The organism is Microbacterium sp. (assembly GCF_051953575.1).
Taxonomy (GTDB): Bacteria; Actinomycetota; Actinomycetes; order Actinomycetales; family Microbacteriaceae; genus Microbacterium.
The window spans coordinates 1-13,734 of record NZ_JBQCIP010000287.1 but is presented as its reverse complement, the minus strand read 5'-3'; the positions used below and the strand labels follow the sequence as shown (position 1 = coordinate 13,734).

At 70.2% G+C, this 13,734-nt stretch carries 11 protein-coding genes; 5 read left to right on the top strand and 6 right to left on the bottom strand.

From position 1 onward, the window contains the following. Positions 1–37 precede the first annotated feature (37 nt). The 4 genes from glgP to ACTHNQ_RS18345 all read left to right on the top strand — a co-directional run bounded on the left by glgP (position 38) and on the right by ACTHNQ_RS18345 (position 6,597). Positions 38–2,590, top strand: coding sequence for an alpha-glucan family phosphorylase (gene glgP / locus ACTHNQ_RS18360; RefSeq protein WP_440335388.1), 2,553 nt, complete (start codon positions 38–40; stop codon positions 2,588–2,590). A 206-nt stretch (positions 2,591–2,796) separates the two neighbouring features. Then, complete coding sequence (locus ACTHNQ_RS18355; RefSeq protein WP_440335387.1) at positions 2,797–5,325, top strand: rhamnogalacturonan lyase; 2,529 nt, start codon at positions 2,797–2,799, stop codon at positions 5,323–5,325. 93 nt (positions 5,326–5,418) lie between these two features. Beyond that, positions 5,419–6,150, top strand: coding sequence for a glutamine amidotransferase (locus tag ACTHNQ_RS18350; RefSeq protein WP_440335386.1), 732 nt, complete (start codon positions 5,419–5,421; stop codon positions 6,148–6,150). 78 nt (positions 6,151–6,228) lie between these two features. Continuing rightward, complete coding sequence (locus tag ACTHNQ_RS18345; protein ID WP_440335385.1) at positions 6,229–6,597, top strand: hypothetical protein; 369 nt, start codon at positions 6,229–6,231, stop codon at positions 6,595–6,597. Between the two features lie 5 nt (positions 6,598–6,602). Here ACTHNQ_RS18345 and ACTHNQ_RS18340 read toward each other — a convergent pair whose 3' ends face one another. Beyond that, positions 6,603–7,364 carry an NAD(P)H-hydrate epimerase gene (locus tag ACTHNQ_RS18340; RefSeq protein WP_440335384.1) on the bottom strand — a complete coding sequence of 254 codons (762 nt, stop codon included), beginning with the start codon at positions 7,362–7,364 and terminating at the stop codon, positions 6,603–6,605. Continuing rightward, positions 7,361–8,410: a YihY/virulence factor BrkB family protein gene (locus ACTHNQ_RS18335; protein WP_440335383.1), complete on the bottom strand. Its 1,050-nt coding sequence runs from the start codon at positions 8,408–8,410 to the stop codon at positions 7,361–7,363. Before ACTHNQ_RS18335 ends, ACTHNQ_RS18340 begins: the two co-directional genes overlap by 4 nt. 86 nt (positions 8,411–8,496) lie before the next feature. On the opposite strand from ACTHNQ_RS18335, the gene ACTHNQ_RS18330 reads away from it, so the two are divergent. Next, positions 8,497–10,170: a GspE/PulE family protein gene (locus ACTHNQ_RS18330; RefSeq protein ID WP_440335382.1), complete on the top strand. Its 1,674-nt coding sequence runs from the start codon at positions 8,497–8,499 to the stop codon at positions 10,168–10,170. Between the two features lie 63 nt (positions 10,171–10,233). On the opposite strand, the gene ACTHNQ_RS18325 is transcribed toward ACTHNQ_RS18330, so the two are convergent. The 4 genes from ACTHNQ_RS18325 to ACTHNQ_RS18310 all read right to left on the bottom strand — a co-directional run. Continuing rightward, complete coding sequence (locus ACTHNQ_RS18325) at positions 10,234–11,472, bottom strand: type II secretion system F family protein (protein WP_440335381.1); 1,239 nt, start codon at positions 11,470–11,472, stop codon at positions 10,234–10,236. Position 11,473: 1 nt separating this feature from the next. Further along, on the bottom strand, positions 11,474–12,745 hold the full coding sequence (locus ACTHNQ_RS18320; protein ID WP_440335380.1) for a type IV pilus twitching motility protein PilT: 1,272 nt from the start codon (positions 12,743–12,745) through the stop codon (positions 11,474–11,476). A 2-nt stretch (positions 12,746–12,747) separates the two neighbouring features. After that, positions 12,748–13,422: a type 4a pilus biogenesis protein PilO gene (gene pilO / locus ACTHNQ_RS18315; protein WP_440335379.1), complete on the bottom strand. Its 675-nt coding sequence runs from the start codon at positions 13,420–13,422 to the stop codon at positions 12,748–12,750. Continuing rightward, a partial coding sequence (locus tag ACTHNQ_RS18310) for a hypothetical protein (protein WP_440335378.1) occupies positions 13,422–13,734 on the bottom strand: 313 nt, incomplete at its 5' end. The genes ACTHNQ_RS18310 and pilO, both read right to left, overlap by 1 nt.

Here is a 13,734-nt window from a genome sequence, read left to right as displayed (position 1 = left end):
TGCAAGCGCTTCCAGCTTCTCCCCCTAGAATGCGAGCGTGAAGGCCATCCGAACGTTCACCGTCCGTCCCGTCCTCGCCGCCTCGCTCGCTCCCCTGGACCGGCTCGCCTCCAACTGGCGCTGGTCGTGGAGCCGGGCCACACACTCGCTCTTCGCCTCGATGGATCCCGCACTGTGGGACGAGATCGGCGCGAATCCTGCCCGCATGCTCGGCGCGCTCGGACAGGAGCGCCTCGACCAGCTCGCCGAGGACGACGCTTTCGTCGCACGGGTGCGCGAAGAGGATGAGCGCCTCACCGCCTACCTCGACGGCGACCGCTGGTTCCAGCGCCTCGAGGGCGACAAGCCCGTGCACATCGCCTACTTCTCCCCCGAGTTCGGCGTCGACGGTTCGCTGCCGCAGTACTCGGGCGGTCTCGGCATCCTCGCCGGCGACCACCTCAAGAGCGCGTCGGACCTCGGCGTGCCGCTCACCGGCGTCGGCCTGTTCTATCGGGCGGGCTACTTCCGCCAGTCGATCGGCGACGACGGCTGGCAGCGCGAGAGCTACCCGCTCCTCGACCCGTACGGCCTCGGCCTCACCCTGCTGCGCGACCGCGAGGGCGCGCCGGTCGAGATCGCGCTGCAGCTGCCCGGCGACCGTCGCCTGCACGCCCGCGTGTGGGTCGCCGACATCGGCCGCATCCCGCTGCTGCTGCTCGACTCCGAGACGCCGTCGAACACCGACGAGATGCGCCGTGTCACCGACCGCCTCTACGGCGGGGGCGGCGAGCACCGCCTGCTGCAGGAGCTGCTCCTCGGCGTCGGCGGCGTGCGCGCCGTCCGCGCGTTCAGCGACCTGACCGGGCGCCCGACCCCGGACGTGTATCACACGAACGAGGGCCACGCCGGGTTCCAGGGACTCGAGCGGATGTCGGAGCTCATCACGCACGACGGGCTGACGTTCGACGAGGCTCTCGCGCAGGTGCGCGCGGGCACGGTGTTCACGACGCACACGCCGGTGCCCGCGGGCATCGACCGCTTCCCCCGCGACCTCATCGCGGACTTCCTGACGAGCGGCCTCTTCGAGGGCCTCGACGCGGGTCGCGCCATCTCGCTCGGCCTGGAGACGTGGGAGGGCGGCGACCAGGGCGTCTTCAACATGGCGGTGCTCGGCCTGCATCTCGGTCAGCACGCCAACGGCGTCTCGCTGCTGCACGGCGAGGTCAGCCGCGGCATGTTCGGGATGCTGTGGCCCGGGGTCGACACCGACGAGGTGCCGATCACGTCCATCACGAACGGCGTGCATGCGCCGACGTGGGTGCATCCCGCCCTCAAGGCCGTGAGCGAGCGGGCATGGGGCGACGCGCACACCGACACGCACGATTGGAACGACCGTGCCGTCGTGAGCGACGCCGAGCTGTGGGGCGTGCGTCAGCAGATGAAGGGCGAGCTCGTGGCCGAGGCGCGGCGGCGGGTGGCGGCATCCGTCTCCAACGGCCACACGCCGGCCTGGGTCGACGACCTGCTCGACCCCGAGGTGCTCACGATCGGGTTCGCGCGCCGCGTGCCGACGTACAAGCGCCTGACGCTCATGCTGCGCGATCCCGAGCGGCTGACCCGGCTGCTCACCGACCCCGAGCGGCCGGTGCAGATCGTGATCGGCGGCAAGTCGCACCCGGCCGACGACTCGGGCAAGATCCTCATCCAGGAGCTCGTGCGCTTCAGCCGCGACCCGAAGGTGCGCGGACGGATCGTGTTCCTGCCGGACTACGACATCACGCTCGCCAAGGATCTCTACCCCGGCTGCGACGTCTGGCTCAACAACCCGCTGCGCCCGCTGGAGGCGTGCGGCACGAGCGGCATGAAGGCGGCGCTCAACGGCGCCCTCAACCTGTCGATCCTCGACGGCTGGTGGGACGAGTGGTACGACGGCCAGAACGGCTGGGCGATCCCGACGGCCGATACGGCGTCGAACGACGAGGAGCGCGACGACGCCGAGGCCGCAGCCCTGTACGACCTCATCGAGCACCAGCTGGTGCCGAAGTTCTACGAGCGCGAGGGCGGGATCCCGGTCGGGTGGCTGGGCATGGTGCGTCACACGATGACCGATCTCGGCACGAAGGCGACGAGCGACCGCATGGTGCGCGACTACGTCGAGCGCCTGTACGTGCCGGCCGCGAAGCACGACGTCGCACTGCGGGCCGACGGCTTCGCCGAGGCGCGCGCGCTGGCGGCGTTCGTGACGCGCGTCAGGGAGGCCTGGCAGCGGGTGTCGATCGCGAGCGTCGAGGGATCCGGCATCCCGCAGCAGGCGCAGGCCGGCGACACGCTCGAGGTCCGCGCCGACGTGCGGCTCGACGGGCTGTCGCCCGATGACGTCGCGGTCGAGCTGCTGTACGGCCGCACCAACGAGGACGACGCGCTGGCCCGTGACCACTCCGTGCACCTGCTCTCGCCCGCCGGCGAGCCCGTGGACGGCGTGACGGCCTTCACCGCCGCGCTGCCGCTGTCGGTCACGGGGACGTTCGGCTACACGGTCCGGGTGCGCCCCGCGCACGCGCAGCTGGTGTCGCCGGTCGAGCTCGGCCTCGTCACGTACGCGTCCTGACGGACGAAGGGATGCCGGCGGCTTCGGCCGCCGGCATCCCTTCGTGTTCTCCGGGGCAAACGTTAAATCGTTCCAATCTGGCACCGCGAAACCTTGACCCGCTCCGCACGCGGGGCTAGCGTCATCGGGAAAACGTATTCCCGCACCTCTGCCGGGCATACGCGAACGCACGATGAGACCCCCACACCCTCGGGAGCGGTTCGACGATGAATCCACGCAAGACACCCTTCCTGCTCGCGGCCGGCGCGGCCGTGTGCGCCCTGACCCTCGGACTGGCGCAGCCCGCGCTGGCCGACGACTCCCCCACCCCCACCGCAGGCCCCCAGCTCGAGTCGCTGGACCGTGGCCTCGTCGCCGTCGCGACCGGTGAGGGCGTGTTCCTCAGCTGGCGCCTGCTCGGCACCGAGGCGGGGCCGGCCACCGCCACGGGAGTGAGCGGTCCCTCGTTCGCGGTGTACCGCGACGGCGAACGGATCGCGACCGTCGACGACAGCACGAACTTCGCAGACCCCGACGGCACGTCGACGTCGGCCTACACGGTGGCTCCCGCGTGGCACGACGTCACCGGTGAGCAGTCCGCGCCGGTCGCGGTGTGGGGTGACGGCTTCTACGACCTGCCCCTCACCAAGCCCGCCGACGGCGTCACCCCCGCGGGCGAGGCGTACACGTACTCCGCCAACGACGCGTCGGTCGCCGACGTGGACGGCGACGGCGCCTACGAGTTCGTCGTCAAGTGGGACCCGTCCAACTCGAAGGACGTGTCGCAGAAGGGCTACACGGGCCCGGTCTACATCGACACGTACGAGCTCGACGGCACGCTGCTGAACCGCATCGATCTGGGCGTGAACATCCGCGCCGGTGCACACTACACGCAGTTCATGGTCTACGACTTCGACGGCGACGGCCGTGCCGAGACCATGCTCAAGACGGCGCCCGGCACGAAGTCGATCCGCTTCGACGCCGACGGCTCGGTCGCATCCGAGTCGTACATCACGATGCTCGCCGACGACCTGGCGGCCGGGTACGCGAACGACGACGACTACCGCATGAGCGCCGCCGACTACCGGCAGCATCTCATCGAGGTGTTCCAGGGCTGGTCGTCCCACCCCGAGGTCGTCGCCGGGCACTGGCCGGCCACGCTGGAGCAGGCGTTCGGCATCCCGGTGACGCACGAGTACCCGCTGTCGGAGGCATCCGCCACCGAGCTCGTGGACTACTTCATCTCGACGTACGCGCCCGCGCGCAGCGCCCGCAACGATCTCACGACGTTCGAGGGCTTCATCGTGGACGGCCCCGAGTATCTGACCGTGTTCGACTCGGCCACCGGTGAAGAGCTCGAGACGGTGCGCTACGAACCGGGGCGCGACGACGACGGCCTGCTGTGGGGCGACTACGCCATGGCGCGCATCGAGCCGGGAAACCGCGTCGACCGCTTCCTCGCGGGCGTGGCGTACCTCGATGGGCAGCATCCCTCGGCGATCTTCGCGCGCGGCTACTACACGCGCACGACCCTGCGCGCCTACGACTGGGACGGCGAGCACCTGTCGACGCGCTGGGCGGTCGACAGCGGCCACGTGCCGATGACGAACCCGTTCAACGACGGCCCGCACGGCCGTGACGGCACCGATCCCGTGTACGGCTCGATCACGACGCAGGGCTTCCACTCGCTGAGCGCCGCAGATGTCGACGGCGACGGCAAGCAGGAGATCGTGTACGGCTCGGCGACGATCGACGACGACGGCGGGCTGCTCTACAGCTCGACCGACGTGCTGCCCGAGGGCAGTGCGGCACCGGGTGAAGAGGTGCGCCTGGGTCACGGCGACGCGATGCACGTCACCGACATCGACCCGAACCGTCCCGGGCTGGAGATCTGGACCTCGCACGAGGGCGCCACGTTCGCCCCGTACGGCTCCGACCTGCGGGACGCCGCCACCGGCGAGGTGCTGTTCGGCGCGTACTCGGGCCGCGACACCGGTCGTGCCATGATCGGCGACGTGCGCCCGGATGTGCCCGGTCTGGAGACGTGGGCGAGCATGCCCGGCGGCACCGAGGCGTCCGGTCTCATGAGTGCAGCCGGCCAGATCCTCGGATCGGCGATCCCGGGCACGAACCAGTCGATGCGCTGGGCGGCCGACATGACGACGCAGATCGTCAATGGCAGCGGCGACCAGACGCCGACGATCGACGACTGGAGCCGCGGGACGCTGCTGACGGCGACCGGCACGCGCGCGAACAACAGCACGAAGGGCAACCCGTCGCTCGTGGCCGACGTGTTCGGCGACTGGCGTGAGGAGCTGCTCGTGCGCACGACCGATTCGCACGCGCTGCGGATCTACACGAGCACCGAGGTGACGACGCACAAGCTGCCGACGCTGATGAGCGACTTGCAGTACCGCTCCGAGGTGGCGCGCCAGAACACCACGTACAACCAGCCGTCCTACACGAGCTACTACTTCGCGAGCGACATGGATTTCGCGAAGGTGCCGGTGCGGACGACGGCCGCGACGCCGACGCAGCCGAAGTTCGTCGATCCGAAGGGGTCGGGGTCCGACCACGTCGTGGTGACGCCTGATGGGTCGTTCGACTACTACGTCAACGGCGTCAAGGCCGACAAGCCTCTCGTGAAGGTCCCCGCCGGGTCTGCGGTCCAGGTGACGGCGGTCCCGAAGGCCGGCGTCGCCGTGGCCGCCGGTGCGGACTCGACCTGGACCCACCAGTTCGGCGTCGACCGCTGAGCCCTGCGGATGGCGGCGGGCGCGGGCCCCCGGCGTGGGCGGGCGGCGGCGGCCCCCGGAACCCGCCTCTCTTCTCCCCTTTAGGCTGGAGGGGTGAAGCCGTTCGTCCTCCTCGCCACGCGCGCCGAGGATGTGCCGGCCGACGAGGAGTATGCGCTGTTCCTGCGGTACGCGGGGCTGCAGCCCGAGGAGCTGGTGCGGGTGCGGCTGGAGGCGGAGCCGATGCCGCGGCTCGACCTCGACGAGCTGTCGGGCATCTTCGTGGGCGGCGGGCCGTTCAACGCGTCCGACCCGGTCCAGAAGAAGTCCGCCGTGCAGCGGCGGGTCGAAGCAGAGTTCGCGGCGCTGCTGGACGAGGTGGTGGCGCGCGACTTCCCGTTCCTGGGCGCCTGCTACGGCATCGGCACGCTCGGCGCACACCAGGGCGCGGTCATCGACCGCACCTATTCCGAGCCGATCAGCGTCGTCCCCGTCACGATGACCGATGCCGGCACGGAGGATCCGCTCCTCGCCGACATGCCGATGATCTTCGACGCGTTCGTCGGACACAAAGAGGCGATCTCGGAGCTGCCCGCCTCGGCCACCCTGCTCGCGTCATCGCCGACGTGCCCGGTACAGATGTTCCGCGTCGGCCAGAACGTGTACGCGACGCAGTTCCACCCCGAGCTCGACGTCGAGGGCATCACGACGCGCATCCACGCGTACGCCGAGCACGGATACTTCGCCGCCGACGAGCTCGACCTCACCCTCGCCGCCGTGCGGCGGGTCGCGGTGTCGCATCCGAGCCGCATCCTGCGCGCGTTCGTCGAGCGCTACGCCCGCTAGCGCCCCCCTGCCCACCGGGCCGGGACGGTGGTACGCTCCCCGCATCGACGGCATCCGTCTCCCGAACCGAGGTGCGTCATGAGCCCGAACAAGCTGTTCGTCACCGCCGCGGCGATCGCCGTCGCCGCGGGCGCCGCGATCCTCGCGCCGGGCATCGCGTCAGGCGCCCCGCAGGTCCCGCTGCTGCCGGTGTCCGCGGTGGTGGCACCGCATTCGGCGCCCGATGACCCGGCCGGCGACCAGGGCGGCGGCAAGGCGTGGGGCCACCACAAGGACGACCCCGGCTTCCCCGGTGACAACGGGCACGGGCACGACAAGGACTCCGGCGACTCCCCCGACCGCGGCGGCGGCAACGGCTGGGGTCACCACAAGGACGACCCCGGCTTCCCCGGTGACAACGGCCACGGGCACGGGCACGGGCACGACGACGAGGCGCCGGACGACTGAGCCGGTCAGCCCCGCCCGTCCACGACGCGTGAGACCTCGGTCTGACCGGCGGGCTCCACGTCAGCGAGCTCCGGGCCGAGCCCGATGTCGACCAGGACGACCTCTCCGGCGAGCTGCGGGCCGCTGCCTGTCGCGATTCCCGCCTTGACCGCGCCGAATGTGACGGTGATGGATGCCGCCAGCACGGCGTCGTCCGCCGCACCGGTGTCGGGGTGCAGCCCGCTGGGCAGATCGACGGCGATGACACGTGGCATCCCCCGGCGGGTGTGCGCGAGCGACTGGAGCGTCGCCACCGTCTCGCGGGCGAAGCCGTGCAGCGCCGGGTTCTGCGAGGCGCCGATGCCGAGGATGCCGTCGAGCACCACCGCGTAGCGGGCGTCGCTCACCTCCGGCAGGTCCACGCGTCGTGCGCCGGCGGCCATCGCCGCCGCGAAGGCGGGTTCGTGGACGCGGCTGCCGACCAGCAGCACGTCGACGTCGGCCGTCCCGCCGAGGCCGGCCACCGCATAGAGCGCGTCGCCGCCGTTGTCTCCTGAGCCGACGACCACCAGCACGCGGGGGCGCGGGGCGTCGGGGGCGTCCTGCAGGAAGGGCTCGAGCACGATCGACGACGTGATGGGCTGCGCCCCGATGCCGGCGAGCTCGTCCCGCAACACGTCGGTCAGCGCCGCGGCGGCGCGACGCATGAGCGGCTCACCGGCGTCGATCAAGGGCCGCTCGGCCGCCCGGACCTGGTCAGCCGTGTACGTCGGCACGCGCGCGCTCATGATGACGGCTCGGCCTCCCGCTGCTTCTCGCGCTCCTTCTGCTGTCGCTTCATGCGGTCGCCGCGCTCGCGATCGGCGTCGGCCTGGGCGTGGTGGAGCTCTTCGGTCGCGACGCGCACGGCGTCCTCGGCCCGGCGCACGCGGCGCAGCGCGAACGTCGGCGAGCCGTGCCGCTCCCGCACGCGGTCGGCGTCCTCCCGCTCGCTCACGATCACCCACGTCGAGGCGAGGAGGATCACCTGCGCCGACAGGTTGAGCCACAGCAGCAGCGCGATGAGGGCCGCGAACGAGGCGAGCAGCGGGTTGGATCCCGCGCCGCTGACGAAGAGCCCCGACAACTGCTGCAGCACGGTGAGGCCGATCGCGCCGAGGAACGCGCCGGACCACAGCGACCGCGGCTGCGCCCGGACCCCGCTCAGCGTCACGAAGGCGAGCGCGATGATCGCCATGTCGAGCGCGAACACGACGACGAGCGACACACCGCGCGTCACCGTCTGCGCCAAGCCGCCGCTGACCCCGAGCCAGTCGAGCACGACTCCCACGAAGGTCGTGCCGACGAAGGTGGCGCCGGCCGAGAGCACGAAGCCGGCACCGATCGCGAGGGCGAGCAGCAGATTGCGCACCAGCACCCATACGAAGAACACGTCGTCGTGCACCTTGTCGGCGAGGGTGCGGATCGCGACGCGAAGAGATCCGACCGCGCCGATCGCCGCGCCGACGAGACCGACGAGGGCGATGATCCCCGCCACGGTGAACCCCGCGGGCGCGTCGATCTGCGAGACGTCGACGATCCCGCCCTTGCCCACGAGGCCGGGGATGGCGGCATCCACCGCAGCGACGAGCGAGCGGAGCGCCTCCGGATTGCCGGCGAGCCAGACCGCCGCGATCGAGAAGCCCAGCAGCACACCGGCGAACACCGAGAACAGTGCGCGGTAGGTGACGCTGTCGGCGAGCATCGGCCCTCGCCGCTCGGAGTAATGCAGCCACACCCGCACCGGCCGGATCGACAGCGCCCAGGCCGTCGTCTTCTCGATCCACTCCGCCATGGCGCTCACCCTACCGAGCGTTCAACGCAGTCCCCCGGGGGTTGACGTGTGCGCCGTAGGATGTGCATGGGGATTGGGGAATCACTATGCGGGGTCTTGCACAGACGCTCGTGCTCACCGGAGCCGTACGAGCCGCCGACATGTCCGCTGCCATCGCGCAAGCGGGTGGGGCCGACGGCCCCGAGCTGCAGCAGCTGCTCGTGAATCAGAAGCTGGTGACCGAGGCGCAGGTGGCCGAGGCGATCGCGCTGCACACGGGTCATCGCTACGTCGATCTCGCGAGCCTGCCGCTGGATCCCGCCGTCGTGGCGCTCGTACCCGGCAACCTGTGCCGCAAGTACGGGCTCATCCCGGTCGACCGCCGCGGCGACCGGCTGACGGTGGGCGTGCTCGACCCGACCGACATCGTGGCGCTCGACGACGTCGCGAGCATCACCGACCTGTTCGTCGAACCGGTGGTGGTGGCGCAGGACGCGCTGGCGCAGATGTTCGAGCGGTTCCTGCGGTCGGACGAAGAGCTCAGCGAGCTGTCGATGACGATCGAGGATCAGACCGAGACGAATCAGGCCGCGTTCACCGAGACGCTCGAAGAGCAGGACAACGACGCCCCGATCGTGCGGTTCGTGAATCTGCTCATCGCCCAGGCGATCAACGATCGGGCGAGCGACATCCACGTCGAGCCGGGCGAGAAGCAGCTGACGGTGCGGTTCCGCATCGACGGCGTTCTGCACGAGATGCAGAAGGCCGATCGCGCGATCCAGGACGGCATCATCTCGCGCCTGAAGATCATGTCGTCGATCGACATCGCCGAGAAGCGCAAGCCGCAGGACGGCCGTCTGTCGGTCACGCACGAGGGCCGCCAGGTCGACCTGCGCGTCGCGACGCTGCCGACGGTGTGGGGCGAGAAGATCGTCATGCGCATCCTCGACAACACCGGCCAGGTAATGACGATGCGCGACCTGCTCTTCTCGTCGACGAACGAGAAGCGGTTCCTCGACGCCATCTCCAAGCCGCACGGCATGATCCTCGCAACGGGGCCGACGGGCTCGGGCAAGTCGACGAGCCTGTACACGGCGCTTCGCGCGATCGCGAACCCGAAGATCAACGTCATCACGGTCGAGGATCCGGTGGAGTACCGCATCGGCGGCATCAATCAGGTGCAGGTCAACAACCGCGCCGGCCTGACCTTCTCGACGGCGCTGCGCTCGATCCTGCGCTCGGACCCCGACGTGGTGCTCGTCGGCGAGATCCGCGACGCCGAGACGGCGAACATCTCGATCGAGGCGTCGCTGACCGGTCACCTGGTGCTCTCGACGCTGCACACGAACGATGCGCCGTCGGCGCTGACGCGTCTGACCGAGATCGGCTGCGAGCCCTTCCTGGTGGCGACCGCGCTGACCGCGGTCATCGCGCAGCGCCTCGCGCGGCGCCTCTGCATGCGCTGCCGCGAGCCACTCGTCGAGAGCTCGGAGGTGCTGTCGTCGCTGGGGTTCCCGCACGACCCCGCCGATGTGCCGCAGTTGTACAAGGCGGTGGGATGCCCCGCCTGCAGTGGCACCGGCTACCGCGGCCGTGTCGCCCTGCACGAGATCATGACGCTCTCGGACGACATCGAGTCGCTCGTGGTGACGCGGGCCACGGGATCCGAGATCCGCCAGGCGGCACTGCGCGAGGGCATGGTGTCGCTCCGCGACGACGGCTGGTCGAAGGTGGCGCAGGGACTGACGACGATCGAAGAGGTGCTGCGGGTCTCGGTGTGAGACCGGCAGCACCCCTGCCACGCGGGGCGCGGCATCCCGAGCAGTCGATGGATGCCGGTGGCTTCAGCCCTGCTTGGCGAGTTCGCCGTAGAGGGTGAAGATCGGCAGGTACAGCGAGATGACCATGCCGCCGATGACGATGCCGAGCCCGACGATGAGGATGGGCTCGATCGTCGACGACAGCTGCGCGGTGGCGGTCTCGACCTCATCTTCATAGAAGTCTGCGATCGACGAGAGCATGTCGACGAGCGTGCCGGACTCCTCGCCGACCGAGACCATCTGCGGCACCATGGCCGGGAAGACGTCGGCCTTGGCGAGCGGTGCGGCGAACGAGCGGCCCTGGCGGATGGATTCCTGCACGTCGCGGACGGCCTGCTCGATCTTCCAGTTGTTCGACGCCTGTCCGACGATCGCGAGCGCCTGGATGATGGGCACGCCCGCGTTGAGCATCATCGACAGGTTGCGGGCGAACCGGGCGACGGCGATCTTGGTGGTCAACTTGCCGAAGACCGGCATCTTGAGCTTGATCGGGTCGACGAAGCGCCGGTACTGCTCGGTGTGCCGGTTGGCGCGCCACCAGATGACCGCGACGATGACGACGAGCACGATCGTCGGGAGGATCCACCACATGTTCTGCGAGATCGTCACGAGGATCTGCGTCGGCAGCGGCAGTTCCGAGCCCAGACCCTTGAACATGCCCTCGAAGATCGGCACCACGAAGGTCACCATCACCAGCACGCCGATGATGGCGATGACGAGAACGATCGCCGGGTAGGTGACGGCGGCGCGGATCTTGTTGTGCAGCTCGGCTTCGCGCTGGTAGTTGTCGGCGATCGAGCCGAGCGCGCTGCCGAGGAACCCGCCGGCCTCACCGACCTTCACGATCGACAGCATCAGCGGTGGGAACGTCTGCGGGTGCCGCGCCAGCGCGGCCGAGAACGACGAGCCCGACTCGACGTCGGCCTGCACCTGGACGAGGGCGGGCTGCAGGCGCTTGTCGTCGGTCTGCTCGATGAGGATCGAGAGGGTCCGCATGAGCGGCAGACCGGCGTTGATGAGGCCCGCCATCTGGCGCGAGAACACCGCGAGGGTGCGGGCCGACACGTGCTTGGTCGCGCCGGGCATCTTGATCTCGCGGTTCAGCCCGGTGGTCGACTTGAGGGTCACCTCCAGCGGGGTGAGGCCCTGCGCCTTGAGCTTGCCGGTGACGGCCGATTCGCTGGCTGCCTCGATCGTGCCCTTGACGACCGACCCGCCGCGCGGGTCGACCGCACGGTAGACGAACTCCTGTACGACGGCCATGTCAGACCCCCTCCGGCCAGCCGGTCGCGTCGTCGGCCCAGTCGATGTCGCGCGCGGTCGGGTCGACGCGGCCGCCGACGGTCGGCGTGCCGAACCTCGAACCCATGCCGATGCCCGTTCCGGCGGCGGCGTCGGGGGCTACCAGCTCACCCTGGCGCCATTCCCCGGCGTGATGCGCCCATTCCTCGGCGTCGAGGTCGCGGGGCTTGACGTAGACGCCGTCGAGGCTCTTCGGATCGACGGCGAAGTCCATCGCGACGTTGCGCGCGATGGTGCCCTCAGCGACGAGCCGGCGCAGGTCCTGATCGAGCGTGTGCATGCCGATCTCGGAGCCGGCCTGCATCGCGGAGTAGATCTGCGCGACCTGGCCTTCGCGGATCATGTTCGCCACGGCGGGGGTGTTGATGAGCACCTCGGTGGCGATCGTGCGACCGTCGGTCTGGGCGAGAGGCAGCAGCGTCTGGCTGATGATGCCCTGGAGCGTGTCGCCCAGCTGGGTGCGGATCTGGTGCTGCTGGTCGGCGGGGAACACGTCGATGATGCGGTTGATGCTCTTGGCGGCGCCCTGCGTGTGCAGGGTCGAGAGCACCAGGTGGCCGGTCTCTGCCGCCGACAGGGCGGTCGAGATCGACTCGGGGTCGCGCAGCTCGCCGATGAGGATCACGTCGGGGTCCTGGCGCAGCACGCGGCGCAGCGCCTCGGCGAACGAGTTCGTGTCGCGCCCGACCTCGCGCTGGTGGATGAGCGCGCGCTTGGACTCGTGGTGGAACTCGATCGGGTCTTCGATCGTGATGATGTGCGCCGGCACGAGCTGGTTCACGATGTCGACCATGGCGGTGAGCGTCGTCGACTTGCCCGACCCGGTGGGACCCGTGAGCAGCACGAGGCCGCGTGGCCGCAGGGCGAGGTCTGCGGCGATCGCAGGGGCGCCGAGCTCTTCGAGCGAGTACACCCGGTCGGGGATGTAGCGCAGCGCGATCGCGATCGATCCGAGTTGCCGGTACACGTTGGTGCGGAAGCGGCCGATCCCGGGCGTGGCGTGGGCGAGGTCGACCTCGCCGTTCTCGAGGAACTCACGCCGCTGCTGCTCGCTCATGAGGTCGAACGCGGTGCGCTCGACCCACTCGGCCGAGAGCGCGCCGGGGTAACCGGGCACCGGCACGAGGTCGCCGTCGATACGCAGCAGCGGGGGTGCCCCGGCGGTGATGTGCACGTCCGAGGCGCGGTGGCGGGCACCGCGTGCGAGAAGCGTCTCGAAGTCGAGGTCTTCCATCGTCATCCCTCCTCGTCCAGGTAGGTGAGGGCCGAGATCTGGATGGCCACCGAGCCTTCGCCGGACTGCGTGGTCGTGGCGGTGATGCTGCTCAGCAGGCGCGGTCCGGCGCGCAGCGCGTCGAGGAAGGCGGTGGCCTGCGCCATGTCGCCGGCCGTGGCGCTGATCGTGAAATCGACCTGCTGCCGGGAATCCGTGGCCGCCGGCGGTGCCGGGGTGGCGGCATCCGTCCCCCCGGTCGTGTCGGTGGCGGCATCGGTCGCGGCGGGCGTCGGCTCGGGAGCCGGTGCCGCACCCGCGACGGCGCCGTCGACGCCTTCGGGTGCGGTGCGCGTGACGAATACGGCCTGCTCGCCGGCGGTGACCGCGGTGAGCTGGACGCCCGTGGACTCGGCGGCGCGTCCGACGACCTCGAACACGTCGTCGAGCTGTCCGTCGGCGGGGATCTGCGCACGCAGCTGGTCGACGTCGGAGTTGATCTGGTCGAGGTTCTCCTGCTGCGCGGTGAGGTTGTCGACCTGGGCCTGGTAGACGGTGTTGGCGCCGGCGACGGTGGCGGTCTGCGCGTCGACGCTGACCGCCTGGAAGTACAGCGGCAGCGCGACGAGGAAGACGCCGAGCGCGATGACGCCGAGCGCGACGACCAGGCCGATGGCGGTGACGAGGTGCTTGGGCATCACTTGTCCCCTTCCTTCGGGGCGTACTCGTTCGAGTACACGGTCTGGTCGAACTCCACATTCAGCTGATACGCGTACCTGCCGGCCGACACCTGGCTCGAGGTGACGGACTGCCCGTCGGCGAAGAGCACGCCGTCGACGCCGCGCAGCGCGCGGATGATCGAGACGATGTCGAGCGGGGTGGCGCTGTCGATCGAGATCGTTCCGACAAGACCCGGCTCGGCGGCCGGGTCGTCGCCCTGCGGAACGCCGCCGACCGCGAGGTCGAAGCCGGTGAGCGTGGCGTCGGGAGGAAGGATGCCGGTGACCTTG